Below are 24,294 nucleotides of genomic sequence, written 5' to 3'. Positions count from 1 at the left end.
ACGTCAATACTCCTTATACAGTCACAGCTATCTTTAGCGAAGCTGTAACCGGCCTGACACTTGCTGACTTCACTATTAATAATGGTACTGCCAGCAACCTGCAGACAAGTGATAATGTAACTTATACCTTCACAATCACACCAACTGTAGATGGTAACGTAACGGTTAGTCTGCCTACTGACGTGGCTGTGAATAAAGGTGACAATGGTAATACAGCATCCAATACATTAACCGTATTTTCAGATATAACTCCTCCGGTTATCACCAACGGCCAAACCTTCAATATAAATGAATATAGCGCCGCAGGCACTACTGTAGGCACAATCAACGCTATTGAAACTACCGGCACCCTGCAAAACTGGACCATCACCAGTGATCCTTCCGGTGCCTTTGCAATCAATGCTGCTACCGGCGTTCTCTCTGTAAAAGATGAAACTGCCCTGAATGCCAGCATCAATACAACAGTGCCATTGACTATTACCGTCAGTGATGGTATAAATGTGAGCAGTGCTGCAACAGTGGCTATAACTGTCATTTACGTGCCATTGCCACCTACGGACATCAACCTGGATAATCAGATCATTGTAGAGAACACCCCTGCACAGACACTGGTAGGTCATCTCTCTGCTGTGACAGCAGAACCAAACCCGGTATATACTTATACACTGGTAGCCGGTACAGGTAGCACAGACAATGCATCTTTCACAATTTCAGGAAATCAACTCCTGACCAATGCAGTATTAGATTATGATGTGAAGAACCTTTATACAGTCAGAATACGTGCTACTTTGGCGAATGGCTTGTATACCGAGAAAGCCTTTACCATCCAGCTAGGTCAGGTAAACCAGGCACCAACACTGGATCCTGTTGCTAACCAGGAAGTGTGTGATGTAACTACTGCACAAACAGTACAGACAACCGGTGCTTCTGCTGTAGAAACAGGCCAAACCCTGAGCTACACAGTAAGAGCAGACCAGGCGTTCTTTACCTCGCTGGAAGTAAATAACAATGGCCTGATTACTTATCACCTGCAACCAAACGTAAGTGGTACAGTTCACATAACTGTAACAGTAAAGGATAATGGTGGCACTGCATATGGTGGTGTAGATACCCTGGCTCAGACATTTGCAATCAAGGTAAATGCATTGCCGACAGTCATCATCACAGCCGATCAGGATACAGTGATCTCTAAAGGTACAGCCATGAACCTGTCTGCAACAGGTGGTGTGAACTATGAGTGGTCAAATGCGGGCGGCATTATAGACGGTCAGCAAACGGCTACTCTCCAGATCAAACCTGTTGAGAATACCGTGTACACTGTAACAGTAACTGACAATAATGGTTGTATCAATACCGGGGCAATGACTATCACAGTGGTGAATGAATTTAAAGTAGATGCGACCAACCTGCTCACGCCAAATGGTGACGGTAAAAATGATAAGTGGGTGATCGGTGATCTGAGCCGTTATCCAAACAATGATCTGACTATCTATGATCGTACCGGTCGTGTTGTCTATCATCAGAAGAATTACAGCAATGAGTGGGATGGTACGTACAATGGTAGTCCGCTGGCAGAAGGTACCTATTACTATATCCTGAAAGCAGATGGTTATAATACCCCTGCCAAAGGCTTTATTACAATCATCAGGGACCAGCATTGATCCCAATTACAATTAGGTTATGAGCTTACAAAAATCTATATGCTTATTCTTACTTGGCGGTCTTTGCATGGCCCATGAAAGTAAGGCCCAGTCGTTAGGGAATTCTCAGGCATTGCTGGAGCCCTCCGGTACACAATATTTCCAGAACCAGTACCTGGCCAATCCGGCCATGGCTGGCCTGGAAAACGGCTTGCGTCTCAATGCGGCTTACCGTCGTCAGTTAGGCGGTATCTCCGGTGCTCCGGTTACCGCATTTGCTTCGGCCGATTACAAGGTCAATAGCAGGGTTGGCGTCGGTGCTCAAGTGATGAGTGACAAAGCAGGGTTGATAGATCGTACCCGCGTTGCGATAACGTATGCTTATCGCATACCGTTAGGGTTGGAAGAGCAACAGTTTCATTTTGGTTTATCTGCTGTATGGAATGTACAGCGGTTGGATGTAAAGGCAGTGAATGGGGATTCAAATGATCCGTCTATTGGTACATTTAATCGCAGGGATGATTATTTTGAAGCAGAATTTGGGATGGGGTATACGGATAAACACCTGAATGTGCAGGCAGCATTGCCAAACGTACGCAACCTGTTTACAGGGAATAATTTGGGTGTAGATGGTGGTAGCCTCTTCTTTACGGCGGTGTCTTATAAATTCCTGCCAGAGAGTAATGAGGTGACTTCTATAGAACCTAAGCTGGTATATAGAGGTGTGAAGGGGTATGATAATATCCTGGATGCAGGGTTGAATGTGGGGTTCCTGGATAATGTAGCGAATGTGATGGCGATGTACCATTCTACTAAAAGTGTGACAGTAGGGATGGGAGTGAAGGCGTGGCAGATGGTGTCGGTACAGGCTATGTATACGACGCAGACGGGAGGGATTAAGACGTATGTGGATGGGGCGTTTGAAATAGGGGCGACGATACAGCTTTTTAAGTAAATTTGAAACCGGTTCTGTAAGGGACCGGTTTTTTTTATCATTTTATGACAGTGTGATATGACAATGAATTTTAGCTAGCCCCTTCTGGATGATCATTGAAAATAACTATACATTTGCAATACTCTTTACGAAACTCTGAGCTAACCTTCCAATAGGTACGGGGGAAAAACTTAATTACCATTATTCCAGTATTTTATAATGCCGAATATCTATAATAAATTATCAGATCCCGAAGATATCATAGATAATTTTCTCAGGCGAAAAATAGAATTAAAATTTGCGCCGGAGGATAAAGAATGAACTTAACATTCAAGTAAAATCTAAGCACCCGACTTAATACGCTCAAAATATGTAGCACTCGTCTGTTTATTCCCGGTATTCATCATTATTATTTGCCGTTTCATAGGAGTATTAATGTATGGAGAATTTATCAGGAACGCTAAAATATATCCCTGTTCTATTATCCAATGTTTTCCCTACCTTCGTACCATCACCCTAAAGCCTAACCCAGGTACCCTTAAATAATCATCCCGACATTATTAATAACCTATAAATAACCCACTATGAAACAATTCTATCTCCTCTTTACATTTCTAGTGTTTAGTATCAACACTATGAATGCCAATACTAAACCCAACGTGGAAAACGACCAGTTATCAAAACTACAAAAACATGTTGAGCGTATTCAATATGCCGTTAAAAAGCAAACAGACCACTACCAAAGTCCCAATCACAAAAACGGTGTAACTGCCTCCTACAAGGGAGATGAAATGACAATTACTCCCCAGGACTTACAGGAACAATGGTCATTCAGTCTCACTGTCAAAGGGATAATTGCCGATGGGCGATCTCTTTACAAACCAACAGGCAACTCCCTGATCACCACGAATGAAAACGACATCCAGTTCAACCACAACAATCAGTTTACGGTTGAATATGTAAACGATGCAGATGGTATTCGCCAGAATTTTATCATTCAGAATCCCCGCATAAAAACCCGTTGCCTGCAGGTACAGTTACGAGCTGAAAAAGGTTGGGAGGTATCAAAAGAAAGCGCTACAAGTCTTTTATTTAAACAAAGACAACAACTGCTTACCTACAAAGATCTCAAAGTATGGGACGCAAATGGCAAGATCCTGCCAGCACATTTCTCTGTACAGCATGAGCAGATCCAAATAGCGGTAGACGTCAAAAATGCTGTATACCCTATCACAGTTGATCCTCTTACCGCCAACGGCAATCCAACAAACGCAGACGCCATTATGAAGGTGAATATGGCCAATGCCCAACTGGGAACGGCAGCAGCAAATGCAGGAGATATAAATGGAGATGGATATGATGATGTGATCATTGGGGCTCCTTATTATTCTAATGGAGAATCAGACGAAGGTGCCGTATTCGTCTATTATGGTAGTAGCAATGGGATTAGTCCCAATAACCCTACCATACTTGAAAAGAACATTGCAGATGGTCACTTCGGCATCTATCTGGCAGGCGGAGGAGATGTAAATGGCGATGGCTACGATGATATTGTTGTCGGTTGCCCCTACGTTTCAGGTACTTTTGGATATGATGTAGGATCTATCTACGTTTACTATGGTAGTAGTAGTGGTGTGAATAGTACTCCCGATATATTACAATCTACCAGGAGTGGCGATTATTTCGGCATAGCCGTTGCAATCGTGAAAAATTATAATGGTGACAAATATGCTGATATAGTAGTAGGTGCCGATAAAGGAGATGGATATATTTCCGTGATCTATGGCAATAGATGGGGCGTACTTAATTCAGTGATCTCTGAAGCCACTCATCCTTATTATACAAATTTTGGGGTAAGAGTAGCTGATGCAGGAGACGTGAATGGTGATGGGTTAGGTGATTTTATGGTAGCTGCTATCGACACCGTGTACATTTTTCATGGCAATACAGATGGAGAAATTTATGATCCTGTTACTATCCTGACTGAACCAGTAAAAATGTATTACGATTGGTCTATAGCAGGAGCCGGCGATATCAACGGAGATGGGTTTGATGACGTAATGGTAGGAGATAAGTATTTGTTTGACTATGATAATAACATTAATTATGCAGGAAGGGTTTACATTTACTATGGAAAGACAGATGGTTCCGGTATTAATACCACCGCAGGCACCGTTCTGACTGGTACACAGGCCAACGGATATTTTGGATACAGGACAGCTACTGCAGGTGACCTGAATGGAGATGGTTATAGTGACATAATGATTTCTGCCCCGGAAGCTGAAAGTAATAGTTCCACACAGGCAAGTGAAGGATATGTGTACGTGTACTTAGGGCAAAGTGGTGGTTTGAATACAACCCCATATTCTTTAATCCAAAGTAATAAGGCGGGTGCTAAACTAGGTATGTCCCTGGCAGGTGGTATGGTAGAAGATGCCTCAGGAAAGGGGAGTATATTGGTGGGCGCTCCATTTTATACTCAAAGCTATACTAGCCAGGGAATTGCTTTGTACTATCTTGGTGATGCTGCTATAGGAACACGTAAATCTGAAACAATTGTAACAGAAGAAAATGCGGTAGAAAAAAACTCTTCAGCCACAATAAAAGCCTTCCCTAACCCGGCAGTAAATAATTTGTCTATTCAATATGAGGGGTTGAATGCTGCTATCAATACATACATCCAGGTAATAGATGTAAAAGGGAATTTGATCAAAACTGTTGAGTTGGGTGGTGTGGAAAAAGGAAATCAAATGATCGATGTAACCGGCCTTACTCCCGGGATGTATATTGTAACAGTCAAAAATGGGGAAAAGATATTTAAAGAGAAAATTATCAAACAATAGAATTGAGCATTGCGCTGTAAATTTTCTATCAAAAGAGGCTATGAGAAATCGTAGCCTCTTTTGATATTATATTTAATGCCCATACTACAAGAAAAGTTACTTACAACTAAAAAAGATAAAAAATCGACATTAAATTCCATACCTTAGATTCATCAGCAAATTCCTGGGACCTATATCATGTTTTTCTAAATTAATTATCTGGGTAGTGGAAAGTGTCATAAAATCTTTTGATTGGGATCTGATCATGCGCCTGCGTGAGGGGGATGAATCTGCATTTCGGGTAGTATTTGACCAATACAGCCAAAGGATTTACGGCCTGGCCTACCAGTTTTTTAAAAATAAGGAACAAAGCAAGGAGGTGGTGCAGGAAACCCTCTTACGCCTGTGGGAACACCGGTTACAATTAAATAATGAATACCCGCTGGCTCCCTGGTTATTTACAATAGCGAGAAGGGTAACCCTGAATATGTTACGGCAAACAGCCACCTCGGAGGCCGCCCGTAAGAAACTATGGCTTACCATGCACCCGGAACATAATGAGACCGAAGAAGCCATTCTCAGCGCCGATCTCGAACGTCTTACTACATTGATTTTGAATAAGTTGCCATTGCAGCAGCAAATGGTTTTCCGGCTAAGCAGATTTGAAGGGCTTACCTATGAGGAAATTGCCGCCCGTATGCAAATCTCCGTTCATACTGTAAAATATCATCTCACAGGCGCATTAAAAACCCTGCGAACCTGTTTTGACAAGACCGAAGTGCTCCTTCCTTTACTCCTACTTTCCATGGTTTATTAAATTTTTTCAAAACTGACTACCCGAAGGGGTAGGCTCGCGTGTATTGCACTATATCACCTTTTTAAGGGCATATTAAAATGTAATTCACGTGAATGAAGAACGCATACATCAATTGCTTGGCTACCTGGTCAGCAATAACATCAGCGCTGAAGATTATGAAGAACTTATGCGGTACCTCGGAGAGGCAACAGAGAATCCTGCTCTCCAGGCAGCAATAGACCGCATCTGGGCAGAATTGACCCCCACACAGCAATTAAAACCTGATGAATCAGATGCTTTATACCAACAGATTACAGACAATACACGTTTTGTCCGGCAACCTACACCTATCAGGCGCCGCTGGTTAAGCTATGCAGCGGCAATCTTATTGCTGCTGATAACCGGGGCAGGCGCCTACCTATGGTTTACCCCATCCCGGATAGTTTCCCTTGCTTACAGGGAGGTGTCAGTTCCTCCGGGACAACCCCTGCAACTGAAGCTGGCAGACAGTTCTATCGTATGGCTGAAAGGCGGTAGTACGCTTCGTTATCCAGTCAGTTTTACAGGCAACACACGGGAGTTGTTCCTCACTGGTGAGGGATACTTTGATGTAACACACCGCGACAACCAGCCCTTCCTGGTGCATACCGGCAGTGTTACGACCAGGGTGCTGGGTACCGCATTTAATATACAGGCAAACGAGCAGCAACTGATTGTAGCAGTGGTAAACGGTAAAGTAAGCGTAGCCGAAGGCAAAACCGCACTAGGCGTGATTGTGGCTAATCAGCTCCTGGAATATCATCCACAAAACAAGCAGGTGGCCCTGAGAGACACCATAGCAGGCAATCTGGTAGCCTGGACGAAAGGCGAGTTAATACTGGACAATGTGACCATGGAAGAAGCTGCAGCAACCATAGGCAAATGGTACAATGTAGCCATCGAATTCTCCGATCCGGCGCTGAAAAAATCCCGTTTTTCATTTTCCTTCCTGCATGGAGAAAATATAGAGGAAGTTATGAATATGATCAGCCAACTGAATGGCTTTAGCTATCACATAAAAAGGGATACCATTACTGTCAGCACTAAAAAACCGCTGCGGAGGCAACCACAGCGGTAATAAAGAATAATCACAGGTACAGGCAAGTACCTGCAATCAAGTAGATTCTAAATCAGCGTTCAAACCGATTAAAACCAAACAAATCTATGAATTTTTTTGTAAGTCAGGGCTCCACGTTCCCTCCTTATGAACGTTCTGTCCCGCTCAAAACCATCATTTGGATTATGAGATGCTCCACGTTAGTATTAGCAATATTATTGATCTGCTGTAATATGCTGATAGCAGCAAAAACACGCGGTCAGGACATCCGCGAAACCACCATTTCACTAGGCCTTTCAGGAAAGAGGCTGGAAACAGCATTAAAGGAAATCGAACAGAAAACCAATTTCCGTTTCGGCTACAGAAAAGCTGAAATAAGCAGGTTTACAAATATTCAGTTGCCGGCAGCTACCCGCACGGTAGCCTCCACGCTGGATCTGCTGCTTTCCGGTACCGGCCTCACGTATCAACAAAAAGATCATTACATCTTCATTATCCCGGCACCTGTACCAGAGAAAATACCACTGGTGCAACAACAACAGCTGGTAGTCACAGGTACAGTTACCTCTGCAAAGGGTGTAAAACTACCCGGTGTCAGTATCCGGTTAAAGGGAACCCTAAATGGTACCAATACAGACCAGGATGGGAAATTCTCTATCTCTGTGGCTGACGATCAGAGTATACTGGTGTTCTCTTTTATCGGTTACCTCACCAAAGAAGTGCCCCTGGCCGGACGTACGTCAATAGATGTACAACTGGAAGAAAATACTACCGCCCTTGGTGAAATAATAGTGGTTGGTTATGGAACACAACTGAAAGCCACCAGCATAGTCGCAGTATCCGCTTTAAAAGGAAAAGATTTTGCACAGAAACCAGTAGTGAATCTGACCAATAATCTCGTAGGTCGTATGCCGGGTCTTATTGCAGATCAGGGTAGTGGTGAACCGGGTCTGGATGGTTCCAGAATACGGATCAGGGGTACTTCCACCATTGGTAATGCCAATCCGCTGCTGGTAGTAGATGGCATTTACAGGGACTTTTCAAGGTTGGATCCGTCTACCATTGAAAGTGTTACTATATTAAAAGATGCTGCTGCTGTTGCACCGTATGGCCTTGCAGGCGCTAATGGAGTGATCCTGGTCACTACAAAAAAAGGAAAAACCGGCGCTCCTGTACTTTCCTATAATGGCTATGCAGGATTTCAGAATCCTACCCGGATGCCCCGTATGGTAAACTCATACCAGTATGCATTGCTCACCAATGAAGCTAACAGAAACGATAACTTCAACCTTTCATTTACCGATGCACAAATAGCCGGGTATAAGAAAACAGTAGACGGCGCGGCTGATGCTGACCGCGACAGATACCCAAATAGCCGGGGCTTGCGGGATGTGATCCAGCGAAATGCCATACTGACTAACCATAACCTGCAGCTATCCGGGGGCACCGAAAAGATGAAGTATTTTGCTGCATTAGGATATACCAGTCAGGAAGGACAATTCTCTACTACCAGCCTTAAGAAATATAATGCACTGGCCAATCTCGACATTGAGGCAACTAAAAACACCCGGGTATCCCTTTCTATCAGTGGCTGGGTGGAAGATCAGAATTACTCCGGGTATTCAGATGCTGGCAGCGGCGATCCCAATAACCGCTATGCCTCTGCAGGTGGCGGCATCATGTACCAGGCGTTCCGAACACCGCCTACATCTGCCATCTACTACTCTAATGGTTTATGGGGAAGCTACATTACCAATTCACTGGTTGGCACCATTGCACACAGCGGGTATTCCCGTAACGAGAATACACAGATTATGACCACGTTCAGCATTGAACAGCAACTGCCATTCCTAAAGGGCCTGAGCATAAAAGGTGTGGCCAGTTATGATCCCTATAATACTTATTCCAAAACATGGAAAACACCTATTCTGACTTACAGCGCTGATTTTACAACAACGCCTTATACTTTTAATCCTACTTATATCGGGCCCTCCAAACCAACACTGGACCTGAGCACCAGTCAGAATAAAGCATTCACCTACCAGGGGTATCTTAACTACCACAATACCTTTGGCAAACACAATGTTACTTTCCTTGGTGTACTGGAATCACGGTCTCAGAAGTACTGGGATCTTTCCGGCAGCAGGATCAATTATCCTATTGATATTGATGAACTGGATCGCGGTGGTACAGCGCAGGGTGAACTCTCCAATGGCGGATCATCATCGCAGCAAAGGCAGATAGGATATGTATACCGCCTGAGTTATAATTATGATGGTAAATACCTGGCAGAAGTATCCGGCAGATATGATGGGCATTATTACTTCGCACCTGGTCATAAATATGGGTTCTTTCCTGCCTTTTCACTTGGTTGGAATATAGCACGTGAAAACTTTATGAAAGACAATGTGGCCTGGGTAGATGCACTGAAAATAAGGGCGTCCTATGGAGAATCCGGTAACCTGGCCGGAGGTCCTTTCCAATATCTCACAGGCTATTCCATCTATAACAACGCTGCTGTGCTTGATGGCAGGCTAACAGCAGGTATCAGCGAGGTATTGCAGGCTAATACTTCCATTACCTGGGAAAGAGCAAAAAAAACCGATGTGGGTTTCGATGCTGCATTGTGGAAGGGTAAGGTCAATATAACTGCCGACTACTTCTATGAAAAACGATCCAACATGCTGGTGCCACCTACTGTGACTGTACCGGCAGAATATGGCGTGGGACTTACGGAGCAGAATGCAGCCATTATGAGTAACCACGGGTTTGAGCTGGGCATTGGTACCACGCATACTTTTTCCAACGGCTTACGGCTTGACCTGAATGGGAACTTCACCTATGCACAAAATAAACTGCTACAGGTATTCGAAACTGATGCCACCTACAATAATCCTAACCGCCGGCAGACAGGACGTGCAAACGGTACACAATTCGGATTGAAAGCGCTTGGCTATTTCACTCCTGCCGATTTTAACACAGATGGCTCTCTGAAAGCTGGCGTTGCTTCTATTCCGGATGCCCCGGTACGCCCCGGCGACCTGAAATATGCGGACCTGAGCGGTCCTTCAGGTAAGCCAGATGGCATTATCGATGATAATGACCAGACTGTAATTGGCAGACCAAACGGTACGCCACAGATGATCTTTGGCCTATCACCAGCCTTATCCTGGAAAGGGTTTGATCTCAACCTCCTGTTACAGGCAGCTACCCAGATCAGCCTTCCTGTAGGTGGTAACCTGGTATTTCCCTTTGATCAGCAAGGTTCTGCCAGTGAACTATACTACAAAGATCACTGGACCCCAGCCAACACCAACGCATTATATCCACGTGTCAGCACGCAACCTAAAGATTATAACACAAGATTTTCTTCCTGGTGGGTAAGAGATGCCTCTTATATCAAACTCAGAAGCGCTGAACTGGGCTATTCCCTGCCTTCAAAACTGACCGGCCGGATAGGTATACAACAGCTGCGTGTATACGTTGCCGGACAAAACCTGTGGACATGGGCACCACATATGAAAGAGAAGATCGATCCTGAAGCACGCTCTTCAAACGGACAGTATTACTTTCAGCAACAAACTACTTCTGCAGGTCTGAATGTTACCTTCTAAACAACTAATTGAAAGAAAAATGATCACTATAAAACAAAGCTGCCTTATTGCCCTCGTGGGTATAGCGCTAACAGCCTGTAATAAAAACTCCCTGGAAATATCACCAAGAGATCGCGTAGGCGACGATATTGTATGGGCATCTGCGGCCAATGCAGACCTGTTTCTGAATGATGTTTACAATTCGCTTCCGGACATGAATAATGAAACGGAACACCTGGACCAGTATACAGACAACTCTGATGTAGGCGTTACCTGGATGCAGGGCTATGCCAATATACGTGTGGCCAATGTGACTCCTTCCAACCTGCCCCGCGGCCCCTGGGATATGTGGTATTGGGGAAAAACAGACAACAACGACAGCAGGACCGGCAACTACGAAAAGATCAGAAAATGTAACCTGTTTATTGAAAAAGTAACGGCATCCAGTCTGCCTGATGATTATAAAACAAAAAGGATTGCTGAAGCACGATTTCTCCGCGCCATGTTCTATCACTGGTTGTGGATGGCCTATGGTGGTGTACCTGTTATTACAAGAACACTGGACAATATCACGCAGGGCGACAGCATTTATGTACCACGAAGTACAGAGGAAGCAACCTTCCAGTTTATTACCAACGAACTGGCGGAAATAGCAAATGTCTTACCACCCAGTCAGTCAGAACCCGGCAGACCTACGAAAGGTGCCGCACTTACACTGAAAGGATGGTGTGAATTGTATGAAGCCAGTCCCCTGCGCAACTCAGGCAACCCAGCCAATCCCGGGGGCGACCTGGAGAGATGGAAAAAAGCATCTGCCACCAACAAGGCCGTGATAGACCTGGGGATGTATGATCTATATCCTGACTTTCGGACTTTATTTCTGAAAACAGCCAACAACAGCATTGAATCGATTTTTGCCAGACAGTACATGCCGGGTAAAGGCGGACAACTGGAGGGTAAAGAAGGCCCTACTATTGTGAACGGAACCGAAGTAGCATGGGGTAACTTCCAGCCCACACAGGAACTGGTAGATGAATTTTCCATGGCCAATGGAAAAGCCATCGGAGAATCCGGCTCCGGTTATGATCCACAGCATCCGTATGTGAACAGGGAAAAACGTTTCTACCAGACGATCCTGTTTAACGGATCTCCATGGCAGGGCGATACCATCCGGACAGTAGTAGGTCTGGGCCGAAGTACCGAAAATGAAATAGATCTGGGTTACAGCAGCGATGTTACCCATACAGGTTATTATGCCTGCAAAAGGCTGGATGAAAGCATTCTGGGAAGCGATAACAGGGCTAACAGCACTTCCTATCAGAATTATATGTTCTTCCGCTACGCAGAAGTACTGCTTAGTTTTGCAGAAGCTGAAAATGAAGTGAATGGTCCTACGGCTGAAGTACTTGCGGCTGTGAATAAAGTACGGACCCGTAATAACAACCTGCCGACTGTAGAGGCTACCTATGGCGCAGTGGATAAAGACAAAATGCGGGAGATCATTCGTCGCGAGCGCCGTGTAGAACTGGCATTTGAAGACAAACGCTGGTGGGATGTATTGCGTTGGAAGATTGCTGATAAAATGGCCGATGGCACTCCCGGCGTATTAAACCGGCCGGAGGTTGGTATGGTAATAACATCCGATAATGGATCGCTCGTTTACACACGCACGAATGTAAGCAACCGTTTATTCCTTCCCAAAATGTACTACATGCCTATTCCGCAGAATGTATTGGATCGTAATTACAAGATCCGGGCACAAAACGGTGGTAAGGATGCATGGGTAAACGGACAGAATCCGGGGTATTAATCGTACGTAAAAACACAGTCATGAAATCAATATACATATTTCTTTTAGTGCTTGTCTGCACCGGCGCGTGCAAAAAAGATGATCATTCCGCAGAAACGGTTTACATGCCGGAAGCGGGAAAAGGCATTGTGAAAAAAGAATTTCCCATTGCAGATACTCCATTCATAGTATCCTATAGTGCCGTCATAACAGGAACAGATTATGCTACCGTATCGGGTATAAACGCTGCTAATGAGATTACCATACATTTCAAAGCAGACACTTCCCTCGTTGCGAAGTTCAATGAAGAAAACGGTACCAGTTACCCTTTACTGCCTGCCGGCAGCTATGAGCTGCAGGCGAGTGCTACCATCGCGAAAGGCGCTACCGGTACCGGCGCGCTGCCCCTCAAAATAATAGCAAAGGATAGAATAAATCCCTTCCAGGACTATATGATTCCCATCAGTATAGAGAGCATTACCGGGGCCGCAGGAAGTGGCTATCAGCAAACCACTTACTTCGTTGTAAATGGAACAGCCGATCTGGCAAGCATGGAACCTTATGATGAAAGTGGCTGGAGCATTGCCGGTTTCTCCACTGAAGAACCTGCAGAAGGCGGGGGCAATGGTCTTGCGAAGGCAGCTATTGACGGAGATCCTGATTCTTTCTGGAATTCAAAATGGTCTGGTGGTGAACCCGAACCTCCACATTATATTATCATTGATATGGGTGAACTGAAACCGGTACATGGTATCGGCATTATGGACCGTTATTTTGAAGGCGACTGGCAAACAGATGGTCATGGACAGCCTCAGGATGTTACAGTGTCTGTAAGTGCTGACAATGTTACATGGGATGATGTTGCCAGTATTAAGGATATTCCTCATGATGCCGGTCAGCCCTGGTACAGATACTTTGTGTCTACATTAAAAGAAGCGAGGTATGTGAAGGTAACCGTAACAAAAGTATACGCGACATCCAGTACCAATATTGCAGAAATACAAATATTCTAAATATAAAAACAGGAAATGGGTCTCAAAAAAATTGGTATTACAGCATGCCTGTTAGCAGCAGGCCATGCTGCTATCCATGCGCAAAGTAATGACTGGGAGAACGAGCAGGTATCAGGTATTAACAAAGAAGCAGCCCGTACAATCTGTATCCCTTATGTCAGTAAAGAACAGGCTTTAAAAGATGTACCATCAGCATCACCCTGGTATCTGTCATTGGACGGAACCTGGCAATTTCATTGGGTAAAACAACCTTCCGAAAGACCGCTTAATTTCTATAAGACGGATTTTGATGCCACACAATGGACAAACATCCCCGTCCCTTCCAATATGGAAATGCAGGGCTATGGTACACCTATTTATACGAACATAGAATATCCTTTTAAGGCGGATCCGCCCAGGGTAATGGGGGCAGTACCTGCAGACTGGACAACGGCGAAAGAACCCAATCCTGTAGGTTCTTACCGCCGGTATTTCGACATCCCCGCCAACTGGACAGGAAAAGAAGTGTTCATCCATTTTGATGGTGTTATCAGCGCCATGTATGTGTGGGTAAACGGGCAAAAGGTAGGTTATAGCGAGAGCAGTTTCAACCCGGCAGAGTTTGATATCACAAAATATATTAAACCCGGAAAGAACCTGGTAGCAGTAGAAGTATACAAATGGAGCGATGGCAGTTACCTGGAAGATCAGGATATGTTCCGCTTCAGCGGCATTCACAGAAGCGTGTACCTCTATGCAAAACCAAGGCTACATATACAGGATTATTTTCTGCAATCAGACCTTGCAGCTGATTTTAAATCAGGTGTCTTTTATGCAAAAACAGATATAAAGAATGATGGTAACGCAGCTGCAGCGACCGTCAGCGTTGACATATATGATCCTGCCGGAAAATTGTACACCAGCATCAATCAGCCTGTAGCAATGCTGAAAAGTTCATCAGCCAAAACGTATACATTGAAGTCCGATATCAGGCAGCCTGTATTATGGAATGCCGAGACACCAAATCTTTATACTGTATTGCTGACACTGAGAGATAAACAAGGGCAGGTGCTGGAAACACTCTCTTCTAAATTTGGTTTTAGAAAAGTAGCAATAAAAGATAGCCGCCTATGGGTGAATGGTGAACCGGTATTATTGAAAGGCGTAAACCGTCATGAAGTACACCCTGCTTATGGCAAAGCAGTACCAAGAGCTACCATGATACGGGATATCACCCTGATGAAACAATGTAATATCAATACGGTACGTACCTGCCACTATCCAAATGATCCACTGTGGTATCAACTCTGTGATGAATATGGTTTGTATGTAATAGATGAAGCAAACCTGGAAACACACGGTATGGGCGATCAGCTGACGAAAGACCCTGCATGGAAAAATGCTTATGTTGACAGGCAGGTACGCCTGGTAGAACGGGACAAGAACCATCCTTCAGTCATTATCTGGTCTATGGGCAACGAATCATGGGGCGGTGAGAACTTTGTAGCAGGCAAAGCTGCCATACGGGCTATAGATAGTTCCCGGCCCATCCATTATGAAGGGTATAACGACATAGCAGACATTGAATCTACCATGTATCCTTCAGTGAACACGCTGATATACGAAGGAGAAAAAACTTCCCCCAAACCTTTCTTTATGTGTGAATATGAACATGTGATGGGTAATGCAGGAGGTAACCTGCAGGAATACTGGGATGCGATTGAGTCGCATAAGCGCCTTATTGGCGGTTGTATATGGGAATGGGTAGACCAGGGCGTTAATAAACGGATTCCCGGCGATACTACTGGTAAAACGTTCATTGCTTATGGTGGCGATTTTGGCGATAAGCCTAATGACGGTAGTTTCAGCATTAAAGGGCTCACCACTTCAGACAGGCAGTTTACGCCTAAAATGGAAGATGTGAGAAAAGTATACCAGTATGTAAAGATCAGTATGGCAGACGGACAAACAGGGCGTGTTGCCATCAGGAATAAATATGATTTCCTCAATCTTGATACCTTTGACTGCAGCTGGACCCTGTCTGAAAATGGGAAAGTGATACAATCAGGTACATTAGCGCCTGTACATCTGTCGCCCAATGACTCTACAATTGTGACCATCCCCTGGCAGCAACCTGAGCTGGCGCCAGGCGCCGAATATTGGCTGCGGGTCGCTTTCCGCCTACGCCAGGATGCCTTGTGGGGTAAACAAGGGACTGAGGTAGCGCATGAGCAAATGAAAGTTCCTTTCCCTGCTGTTCCTCCACCGGTTAACGTGGCTGAATTGCCTGATATAGATCTGCAACAGAACGATACAACGGTATTGATAAGCGGAAAAGATAATTCCATCTCATTCGATAAATCAACCGGCAATATCAGTGCACTTCGATATGGCGATCGTCTTATCATTGACGGCGCGCAAAACGGGCCAGTGTTTAACCTGTACCGCGCAAGACTGGATAATGACCGCACTAAAGAAAGAGGTCCTGCTATTGAATGGATGCAGGCCGGCTACGATAGTCTGCAATATACGCTGAACAGCTTTGCTGTAAAATCACTTGACGGTAAAGTAGCCGAAATCACCACTGTCACTACTGCAGCCACCCGCTCCGGCTTTAAGGTAATTACACAGCTGAAGTATACGGTATATGGCAACGGCCTGGTTCACGTACAAGCCAATTTCACACCTGATACCAGTGGACTGCCTATTCCCCGCCTCGGATTACGTACGACATTGCACCCGGGACTGGAAAATGTGGAATGGTATGGCCGTGGTCCTTTTGAAAATTATGCTGACAGAAAAACGGCGGCCGATATAGGGCAATACCAACGTACGGTAGACAATATGCTGGAACAATATGAACGGCCACAGGGAATGGCCAACCGGGAAGACGTGCGTTGGGTAAAACTGACGGATGCAGACGATAAAGGGATCCTCTTTGTTGCAGATGATCAGCTGAGTTTTACAGCACTGCATTATACAGACCAGGATTTATGGGCAGCACAACACCTGTACGAATTACGCAGGAGACCGGAAACTATACTAAGCCTTGACAAGGCCCAGATGGGCATTGGCAATGCCAGTTGCGGCCCTATTCCGCTGCCGCAATATTATATTCCATTTAAACCGGCTACATTATCATTCAGCCTGCAACCGTATGCTCCGCTGAATAGTAAATAAACAGGAATAAAATCTTTTTATGATGAACTTTAAGCAGAAAATAACAACATGTCTGGCCTTTATATCAGCTGCAGGCATCTTTTTATCGTCTCAGGTGAATGCACAAACAGCGCCATCTCCGATAGGCCCGGTACCCAATGCCAGGCAGATTGAATGGTACCACCGTGAGATGATCGCCTTTTTTCACTTCGGTATGAATACTTTCACGAATGATAATGAGGGCGACGGAACGGCAAGTCCACAGCTATTCAACCCAACTGCATTAGATTGTAATCAATGGACAGGTGTGCTTAAAAGCGCCGGCATTAACAGCGCTATCCTGGTAGCAAAACATGCAGACGGCTTTTGTAACTGGCCAACTGCCCACACAAACTATTCAGTTAAAAACAGTCCCTGGAAAGATGGGAAAGGAGATGTTGTCAGGGAATTTACTGATGCCTGCAAATCTGCCGGCATTAAAGCCGGCATATATCTTGGGCCGCACGACAGGCATGATTCCAGGTACGGTACAGATGATTATAGTGATTACTATGCCAGCCAATTATCAGAGTTGTTAAGGAATTACGGTCCTATCTGGGAAATATGGTGGGATGGAGCAGGTGCTGATAAGCTGACTACGGCCTATTATACACGATGGGCGGATTCAGTTCGCCGTTTACAGCCGAATTGCGTTGTTTTTGGAACAAAGAACTCTAACCCCTTTGCGGACTGCCGATGGATGGGGAATGAATCAGGGATAGCCGGCGATCCATGTTGGTCAACGATTAATTTATCCTCCATAAAAAATGAATCAGATAACATTTCCGCATTAAACCATGGAGAGATCAATGGAACGGCTTATGTACCTGCAGAAGTGGATGTCTCCATTCGTCCAAGCTGGTTTTATCATCCGGAAGAAGATACACAGGTAAAAAGTGTTGCTACACTATGGGATATTTATTTTAACTCAGTAGGACACAACAGTGTGTTGCTATTGAACTACTCACCCAATAAAGAAGGCCTGATCTCTCCGGCTGATATTAAAAAAAGTGATAGCCTGGGCGCGCTGATTCGTGGTACTTTTAAAACCAATCTTGCCAGCGGTGCCACTGTTAAGACACTTCATCCCCGTGGTGCAAATTATCATCCATCTAACATGGTGGATAATCTTGAGCATACTTATTATGCAACAACAGATAATGCTAAGACAGATACAATAATTTTCAATCTTGGCGCTGCAAAGACATTTGATGTGCTGATGTTACAGGAAGTAATTGAGTTGGGGCACCGCACTACCGGCTGGTCTGTAGAGTACTCAAAGAATGGTAGAACATGGACACCCATTCCGGAGGCAACCGGAAAGCAGTCGATTGGGTATAAATGGCTTGTTAAGTTTAAACCTGTAACGGCTTCGTACGTAAGGCTACGGATTACTGAGGGGAAGGCATGTGTGGCTATTCATACGTTTGGTATTTATAAGCAGCAAATGTAGGAACAGCAGTAAAGAGAGAGGTTGCGTATTGATTACTGTAATAAAAAAAGGCGAAGAATCACGGTTAAAGTGAATCTTCGCCTTGTGTACAGAGGAGGAGCTCTCTATCTTTTTATTATGTAAGACATCATTATATTGGTGGATAAATCATGGCTGGTTTTCTAACTGGCCATTTTTTATATTTTTCTAAATAGATAATTCCCAAACATCCTTAATCTGAATAGAGAGAGCTGAAATAGTATCCTACCAACTAAATGATCTGCATTCCTGATTTCAAATAGAGTCTGATAGCAGATGTATTTCCTTTCTCAACTTTCAAGTCAACGGTTCTGGCTCCCCGATGATAAAAAACTGCATATGCGTGTAAAAGCAGCGATGTGCCAATCCCTTGGTTGCGTCTGCGCGGGTGAACGACCAGGTCTTTCACAAATGCAGTAGTCCAGCATTGCGCAACCCCAACAATGCCTTTTTTATCCCGTGCCAAAAAGCAGAGAGAAGCATCGAATTCGGAATCAGATAAAAGATCCGACCACCAATCCAAAAATGGTGCTACTGAACCGCCTCCATTTTGATACCCTAAGATAAGAAGATCGTGAACCTCCCTTGCCATATCCGGAATTAGTTCCGTGAGGTAAACATCTGCCGGCCAGGATGGAGGATCGAAAGGATTATCGAGCAGCTTTCGCATACGAAATATTTGGGTACCAGATGCAGACATTTGAGGTTCTCCTTTTAGAATAAAAAATCTTTTCTCAGGGGGCAAAGGTACTCATTTTTGAGAATCTAAAAGCATTTGAAAAGATGCCCGATGATAAGGTGAGAGCCAGATTGCCGCAATTGAAAGGGATTGGTAACTGGACGATAGATGTATACCTGATGTTTGTATTACAGCGTATGGATGTAATTCCTATTGGAATATTGCTGCTGTTAAGGCATTAAAGCGAATAAAGAATTTAAGTAAAGAAACTGACGGGAGTGAGGTACTGCTTGCTGCAGAGGGTTGGCGGCCATACAGAAGTATTGTAACGATGATACTCTGGCATCATTACTTATCCGTACCCATAAAAAGAAAGTGAGATTATTAAATGACTTACAATCACATGCACTAATGAAACATGTGATTGTAAGTTAATTGAACCTGAATTTAATTTATTCCGGCAATACTTCTTTTCCTTTATAAAATACCTGAAATTCACAATTATTAGGAAATATAGCAGTGGATAGACGGCCATCGTCCAGCATATCAGGTCGTATTACGATTCCTTCCTCAACTGGCTCATATTTTATAATTGCTTTTTCTTTTGGAGGAAGCAAAAAATAATCACCTTCCGGTTCTCTGTAAATCAGCATATCCTTGTCTGAAAAATTCCACACAATAAACGAAGTTGTATAATTGCCCATAAGAATGGATTAGTGTTAAAAATGTGTATTGATTATATTTATAATTTGTCTCATTCTCACAATGGCAGCCTCATTTGTACCAATTCTGGAATTTGTGGCTTTTTTAATTATCATTTGTCCATATGCCCTTGCCACCATGGTTAATCTTTCGAGATTCCAACCATCTTTAATTAATTGGTCTTTCGTAAAATCCGCAGCTGATTTGGTTAATTTAGTGCCGTTTCCCCATCCAAAATATTGCGCTGCTTCTGTTGTACTATAGCCAGCATCTGCCAGTACGTCTTTTAATGGACTTCCTGCAACGGCTTTTGCTGCTGCAGGAATTGCTTTTTTAGCAGCTTCTGTAGCTACCGGTGCAGCAGCTGATTCACTTGCTATCGCGCCTTCTGCTGAACTTTTAAACGTTCCCAGTACACCAGATTCTACTGCCCCTGAAGTCCAGAATCATTTCCAAATGGATAATAATGTGTTTCCTCCGGTAATGGACCGGAATTATGCACCACTACTAAATTGTCAAAGTAAACAGGAGTTTTACTTTCATTAGATAAATATATGTATAAACCCCCTGTTTTTCTATGACCATTGGTTCTACATACAATTGATTCAACGCATTTGGACCAGGTTTAGGTTGTCTTAACTCACTATTCTTATTCACCATGTTAAACTGGTCATCAAATGTTACAAAGTTTAAATAGGCCTTAGGCTTGTCCTTTAAATTATTATTCGCATTATTATTAAACAAAGTCGAATAAGCATTTTCATCAAATCCTGCCGCAATTGGAGAGGGCATTATGTGCTCCGGCGCTTATTACGTTAGTACTAAGGGCTTGTAATAAAGCTGTAATAATTTCATTAGGAGTGGCATCCCTGTTATCGGCACCGGTGCTATTATAAGCGGCTGATACTGCCATACGGATTGTATCTCCTGCCATTACACGTAATGTAAGAGATGGCCCGATCCTATTACCATCTGACTGGGCTTTTGCAACAAAACTATTAGGGTTTGTAGTGTTATCTGAAGGATAGCAGGAGGACAATGTTGTAACATCTGTGCGGGTGTTATCGATATTCCCGAAAAGAAAATTTTCCACTGTACTGGCTGCGGACTCCATGGTAGCTCCGTACACACTGCTATCAGATTGTGCACCTAATCTAATCCTGCCTTCATTATGGGGAATATAAACTTAATCTCTAATCCAGGTTAGCTCTTTTTATATGGAGACCAGGTTTTCCTTTGTTGTTCAGAAAATTTATAATCTGGAAAATACAAATTATAAAGGTTGCAGCAGGTGGACCTAGGTCCCAGGTACCTCGAACCTGCTTTCAGAAGTAAAGTTGTACAACAGTTTTGAGAATTGAAAAGGAAAGGAGCTTTTCATTATCTAGCGAGAACGGGTATATGATTTGTGACTTTATAGGAGATTATTCGAAATTAGTGAGGGATTTAACTCCTAGACAATTAGTTTAATTTATTCAAGAGTTCTAACATCCTTATCTATTAAAAAAGGCGAAAAACTACCTTTTCAAGTAATTTTTCGCCTTGTGTGCGGAAGAGGAGATTCGAACTCCCAAGCCCTTTCAGGCACTACCACCTCAAAGTAGCGCGTCTACCAATTTCGCCACCTCCGCATCTTTGAAGGAGTGCAAATTTAAATTCTTTTTTAAAACCAACAAATTTAATTGAAGATTTTTCTGCTGACCCCGCCATTTTTTATTTCCTCAACCATATCCTAAACGTCGTTCCCTTCCCTAACTCCGACCATTTCACCGTCAACCGGCCCTTATGATACTCATCTATTATGCGCTTGGCAAGAGAAAGCCCCAGCCCCCAGCCGCGCTTCTTCGTACTAAATCCAGGCTTAAATACCTTTTCAAAATTAGCCTTGGGAATCCCCTTCCCCGTATCGGTAATATCAATGATAATATGCGCCGGGTGGCTCTCAATAAATATATCAATACTACCCTTACCCTCCATCGCATCCAGCGCATTCTTCAACAAATTCTCTATCACCCAGTCAAATAACGAGGGTGAAATCATTGCCGGCATCTCATTCTCCTGGGTATGCATGGTAAACACCACCTTTTGCGGCGCCCGCTTTTTAATATACTGCATCATATTGCTCACCTGCTGAATCACATCCCGCTCTTCCAGTTGTGGCACACTACCAATTTTAGAAAACCTTTCTGTAATCAGTTTCAGACGATCCACATCTTTCGTCAGTTCTGTAGCCATGAGCTCATTGCCTTCTGTTTCTTTCAGCAATTCTATCCAGGCTTCAATAGACGATAGGGGAGTGCCCAACTGGTGAGCCGTCTCCTTCGCCATCCCTACCCACACCAGGTTCTGGACAGCGCGGTTAGAAGAGGAGAGGGCGATCAGCATGATACTCACAAAGAGCGCCACCACCATCAATTGTATATATGGATAGTAGCGAACCTGTTTAAGAATCAGGGAGTCACCATAATAGATGTAGTTATAGAGATTATTCCGGGCATCGATCTCCATAATAAACGGACGATGTTGTTTCCGGAATGTAGTCAGTTCATCTTCAACATATTGCGGATCGCGGGCTATACGTACCGTATCGAGATTACGGGAGTCAATAATATGGCCTTCCCTGTCCGTGATGATAACAGGGATAGTCGTGTTGTTGGTAATGATCTCCGCAGCCAGGTTCAGGTTCGCCTCATCAGGAGCTTGTAATAGCTCCCTGTTAGCCGCCACCCATGTAGCTACTTTACGGGTTTCTTCATCTTCGATCTTGCGTGCCAGGCTGCTTACATACCAGATCGTACCCACGATAATGAGTACGGCCGCAGTGACCAGCAGGAATTTCCAGCCTATGAACTGTTTGAACATATGAGGACCGAATTTAAGGAATACCGCTTATACACTAACGTATTTTTCGCATATTTGCAAGGCTAAATATATTACTCACGTATAATACAGTATCTATTGTCTGGAACACCATCGGTAGCAGTTGTCATTCTGAATTGGAACGGGCGTAAGTTTCTGGAAGATTTTCTGCCTTCCGTATGCAGGTCAACTTATGAAAACCTGCAGTTATACGTAGCAGACAATGCGTCCTCAGATGATAGCGTGGCTTTTGTACGCGAGCATTTCCCAGCAGTAAAAATTATTCAGAATAGTACTAATAATGGGTTTGCCGGGGGGTATAATGAAGCCCTGCAACATGTGCATGCTGATATTTATGTATTGCTGAATCAGGATGTGGAAGTGGAACCAGGTTGGATTGAACCTGTGGTCGCATTAATGAGAAGAGACCATCATATAGCAGCCTGTCAACCCAAGCTGAGGGCTTATTATAATAAGCCGGAGTTTGAGTACGCCGGTGCTGCAGGCGGATGGATGGATATTTTGGGATATACCTTTTGCCGGGGACGTATTCTATATACAACCGAAACGGACGAAGGGCAGTACGATGACGAGCAGGATATTTTCTGGGCTACAGGGGCTGCATTATTCATCCGGTCTTCCTGTTATCATGAGGTAGGTGGTTTTGATGCGGATTTCTTTGCGCATATGGAAGAGGTAGATTTATGCTGGCGGCTGAAACGGGCCGGGTACCGGATCTGTTATTGCCCTGAATCTATTGTGTACCATGTGGGTGGAGGCAGCCTGCCGCAGGGTAATCCCAGGAAGGTATACCTGAATTTCAGGAATAACCTGATGATGTTGTGGAAGAACCTGCACCCAAAAGATAGATGGATAGTACTCTTCCAGCGGTTTTTCCTGGATGTGCTGGCAGCGGTGAAGAGCCTGGTGGCAGGAAAGCCAAAGGATATGAAGGCGATTTACAAAGCTTATGTAGATTATATGCATTGGCGCAGGAAGTATACAGGAGAGAAGCATGCCCTGCCGCAGAAGAAGTTGCTGGATATGACAGGGGTGTTTCATGGCATCATGATCTGGAGGTATTATTTCCTGAACAGAAAGACTTTCAGAACGTTGGAAAAAGAGTAAAGGAATTGTAAAAATTTACTTTGATTTTCATTTGACATGATGTAAGTTTGCAATGCGAAATACATAGATATGGAAAATAATACTGTTGAAAACAAGAATGACTTTACCAATAACTGGGTGTCGTCTTCCAGATTTTTATTTTATATAAGCATTTTCTGCTTTTTGTCTTTTGTTCTGGGAGGTTGCTACCAATTGTATAAGCACCGTTATCCTGGTAAGCCAGAGGTCAATGTTCCAGAAAACACGCTTTATAATCCTAAATACAAATAAGGATTTTATTATATTGAGAGAGCCTTTCGGTCACATACCGAAAGGCTTTTTTAGTTAAATGAAAAAACCGCATTCGCCTACGGCGAATGCGGTTTTTTTTCTGGGTGGATGCGCCTGCGGCCGGCAGGAATCAGTGCGATACCAACCAAAAACAAAAAAGCCTGATAAGATTACTTATCAGGCTTCTACCTCTGAGCGGAAGACCGGGCTCGAACCGGCCACCCCGACCTTGCCAGCTCGACGACGACGAAATCGTCGGCGACCTTGGTCACCTTGCCGGCGATACCGCCGGAAGTGACGACTTCGTCACCTTTTTGCAGGTTGC

The 24,294-nt window shown here is 44.1% G+C and carries 17 protein-coding genes and 1 tRNA gene; 12 read left to right on the top strand and 6 right to left on the bottom strand.

The features are described 5' to 3' along the window. The 10 genes from ABDW16_RS28735 to ABDW16_RS28690 all read left to right on the top strand — a co-directional run. Nucleotides 1-1,661: gliding motility-associated C-terminal domain-containing protein (locus ABDW16_RS28735; protein ID WP_343674635.1), on the top strand; the 1,661-nt coding region annotated here is incomplete at its 5' end. A 19-nt stretch (nt 1,662-1,680) separates the two neighbouring features. Next, on the top strand, nt 1,681-2,595 hold the full coding sequence (locus ABDW16_RS28730) for a PorP/SprF family type IX secretion system membrane protein (RefSeq protein ID WP_343674634.1): 915 nt from the start codon (nt 1,681-1,683) through the stop codon (nt 2,593-2,595). A 563-nt stretch (nt 2,596-3,158) separates the two neighbouring features. Further along, entirely contained in the window at nt 3,159-5,417 is a 2,259-nt protein-coding gene (locus tag ABDW16_RS28725) for an FG-GAP-like repeat-containing protein (protein ID WP_343674633.1), read from the top strand. A 205-nt stretch (nt 5,418-5,622) separates the two neighbouring features. Continuing rightward, nucleotides 5,623-6,213: an RNA polymerase sigma-70 factor gene (locus tag ABDW16_RS28720; RefSeq protein ID WP_343674632.1), complete on the top strand. Its 591-nt coding sequence runs from the start codon at nt 5,623-5,625 to the stop codon at nt 6,211-6,213. An 88-nt stretch (nt 6,214-6,301) separates the two neighbouring features. Further along, nucleotides 6,302-7,309, top strand: a complete 1,008-nt coding sequence (locus ABDW16_RS28715) for a FecR domain-containing protein (protein WP_343674631.1) — start codon at nt 6,302-6,304, stop codon at nt 7,307-7,309. A gap of 164 nt (nt 7,310-7,473) precedes the next feature. Next, nucleotides 7,474-10,902 (top strand): TonB-dependent receptor, encoded by a 3,429-nt coding sequence (locus ABDW16_RS28710; protein WP_343674630.1) that lies wholly within the window; start codon nt 7,474-7,476, stop codon nt 10,900-10,902. A gap of 19 nt (nt 10,903-10,921) precedes the next feature. Next, nucleotides 10,922-12,691 carry a RagB/SusD family nutrient uptake outer membrane protein gene (locus tag ABDW16_RS28705; RefSeq protein ID WP_343674629.1) on the top strand — a complete coding sequence of 590 codons (1,770 nt, stop codon included), beginning with the start codon at nt 10,922-10,924 and terminating at the stop codon, nt 12,689-12,691. Between the two features lie 20 nt (nt 12,692-12,711). Next, nucleotides 12,712-13,683 carry a DUF1735 domain-containing protein gene (locus ABDW16_RS28700; protein WP_343674628.1) on the top strand — a complete coding sequence of 324 codons (972 nt, stop codon included), beginning with the start codon at nt 12,712-12,714 and terminating at the stop codon, nt 13,681-13,683. Nucleotides 13,684-13,698: 15 nt separating this feature from the next. Further along, a complete protein-coding gene (locus ABDW16_RS28695; RefSeq protein WP_343674627.1) occupies nt 13,699-16,842 on the top strand; it encodes a glycoside hydrolase family 2 TIM barrel-domain containing protein in 3,144 nt (1,047 codons plus the stop codon). 19 nt (nt 16,843-16,861) lie between these two features. Continuing rightward, complete coding sequence (locus ABDW16_RS28690) at nt 16,862-18,313, top strand: alpha-L-fucosidase (RefSeq protein WP_343674626.1); 1,452 nt, start codon at nt 16,862-16,864, stop codon at nt 18,311-18,313. 250 nt (nt 18,314-18,563) lie between these two features. Here the strand turns inward: ABDW16_RS28690 and ABDW16_RS28685 are convergent, their stop codons facing one another. Continuing rightward, nucleotides 18,564-19,001, bottom strand: coding sequence for a GNAT family N-acetyltransferase (locus tag ABDW16_RS28685; RefSeq protein ID WP_343674624.1), 438 nt, complete (start codon nt 18,999-19,001; stop codon nt 18,564-18,566). Nucleotides 19,002-19,114: 113 nt separating this feature from the next. Between ABDW16_RS28685 and ABDW16_RS28680 the strand changes: the two genes are divergently transcribed. Further along, nucleotides 19,115-19,252 (top strand): hypothetical protein, encoded by a 138-nt coding sequence (locus ABDW16_RS28680; RefSeq protein ID WP_343674623.1) that lies wholly within the window; start codon nt 19,115-19,117, stop codon nt 19,250-19,252. Nucleotides 19,253-19,462: 210 nt separating this feature from the next. On the opposite strand, the gene ABDW16_RS28675 is transcribed toward ABDW16_RS28680, so the two are convergent. The 4 genes from ABDW16_RS28675 to ABDW16_RS28660 all read right to left on the bottom strand — a co-directional run bounded on the left by ABDW16_RS28675 (nt 19,463) and on the right by ABDW16_RS28660 (nt 22,574). Next, nucleotides 19,463-19,714 carry a hypothetical protein gene (locus ABDW16_RS28675; RefSeq protein ID WP_343674622.1) on the bottom strand — a complete coding sequence of 84 codons (252 nt, stop codon included), beginning with the start codon at nt 19,712-19,714 and terminating at the stop codon, nt 19,463-19,465. A gap of 761 nt (nt 19,715-20,475) precedes the next feature. Continuing rightward, nucleotides 20,476-20,841 carry a hypothetical protein gene (locus ABDW16_RS28670; RefSeq protein WP_343674621.1) on the bottom strand — a complete coding sequence of 122 codons (366 nt, stop codon included), beginning with the start codon at nt 20,839-20,841 and terminating at the stop codon, nt 20,476-20,478. Between the two features lie 418 nt (nt 20,842-21,259). Continuing rightward, nucleotides 21,260-21,343 (bottom strand) — tRNA-Leu (locus tag ABDW16_RS28665). An 82-nt stretch (nt 21,344-21,425) separates the two neighbouring features. After that, a complete protein-coding gene (locus tag ABDW16_RS28660) occupies nt 21,426-22,574 on the bottom strand; it encodes an ATP-binding protein (protein ID WP_343674619.1) in 1,149 nt (382 codons plus the stop codon). Between the two features lie 96 nt (nt 22,575-22,670). Between ABDW16_RS28660 and ABDW16_RS28655 the strand changes: the two genes are divergently transcribed. Further along, nucleotides 22,671-23,699, top strand: a complete 1,029-nt coding sequence (locus ABDW16_RS28655; RefSeq protein WP_343674617.1) for a glycosyltransferase family 2 protein — start codon at nt 22,671-22,673, stop codon at nt 23,697-23,699. A 455-nt stretch (nt 23,700-24,154) separates the two neighbouring features. Here ABDW16_RS28655 and ABDW16_RS28650 read toward each other — a convergent pair. Next, nucleotides 24,155-24,294: preprotein translocase subunit YajC (locus ABDW16_RS28650; protein WP_343674636.1), on the bottom strand; the 140-nt coding region annotated here is incomplete at its 5' end.

This window comes from Chitinophaga sp., assembly GCF_039596135.1.
In the GTDB taxonomy this organism is placed as follows: domain Bacteria; phylum Bacteroidota; class Bacteroidia; order Chitinophagales; family Chitinophagaceae; genus Chitinophaga.
The sequence above is the reverse complement of the archived record's forward strand: the minus strand, read 5'-3'. Positions and strand labels throughout refer to the sequence as shown.

Excerpts from the sequence above, each read along its gene's own strand:
- ABDW16_RS28680 (WP_343674623.1), top strand. The coding sequence starts at position 19,115 with ATGCCCGATGATAAGGTGAGAGCCAGATTGCCGCAATTGAAAGGGATT.
- ABDW16_RS28690 (WP_343674626.1), top strand. The coding sequence starts at position 16,862 with ATGATGAACTTTAAGCAGAAAATAACAACATGTCTGGCCTTTATATCA.
- ABDW16_RS28705 (WP_343674629.1), top strand. The coding sequence starts at position 10,922 with ATGATCACTATAAAACAAAGCTGCCTTATTGCCCTCGTGGGTATAGCG.
- ABDW16_RS28660 (WP_343674619.1), bottom strand. The coding sequence starts at position 22,574 with ATGTTCAAACAGTTCATAGGCTGGAAATTCCTGCTGGTCACTGCGGCC.
- ABDW16_RS28675 (WP_343674622.1), bottom strand. The coding sequence starts at position 19,714 with ATGGGCAATTATACAACTTCGTTTATTGTGTGGAATTTTTCAGACAAG.
- ABDW16_RS28725 (WP_343674633.1), top strand. The coding sequence starts at position 3,159 with ATGAAACAATTCTATCTCCTCTTTACATTTCTAGTGTTTAGTATCAAC.
- ABDW16_RS28730 (WP_343674634.1), top strand. The coding sequence starts at position 1,681 with ATGAGCTTACAAAAATCTATATGCTTATTCTTACTTGGCGGTCTTTGC.
- ABDW16_RS28710 (WP_343674630.1), top strand. The coding sequence starts at position 7,474 with ATGAGATGCTCCACGTTAGTATTAGCAATATTATTGATCTGCTGTAAT.
- ABDW16_RS28700 (WP_343674628.1), top strand. The coding sequence starts at position 12,712 with ATGAAATCAATATACATATTTCTTTTAGTGCTTGTCTGCACCGGCGCG.
- ABDW16_RS28695 (WP_343674627.1), top strand. The coding sequence starts at position 13,699 with ATGGGTCTCAAAAAAATTGGTATTACAGCATGCCTGTTAGCAGCAGGC.
- ABDW16_RS28685 (WP_343674624.1), bottom strand. The coding sequence starts at position 19,001 with ATGCGAAAGCTGCTCGATAATCCTTTCGATCCTCCATCCTGGCCGGCA.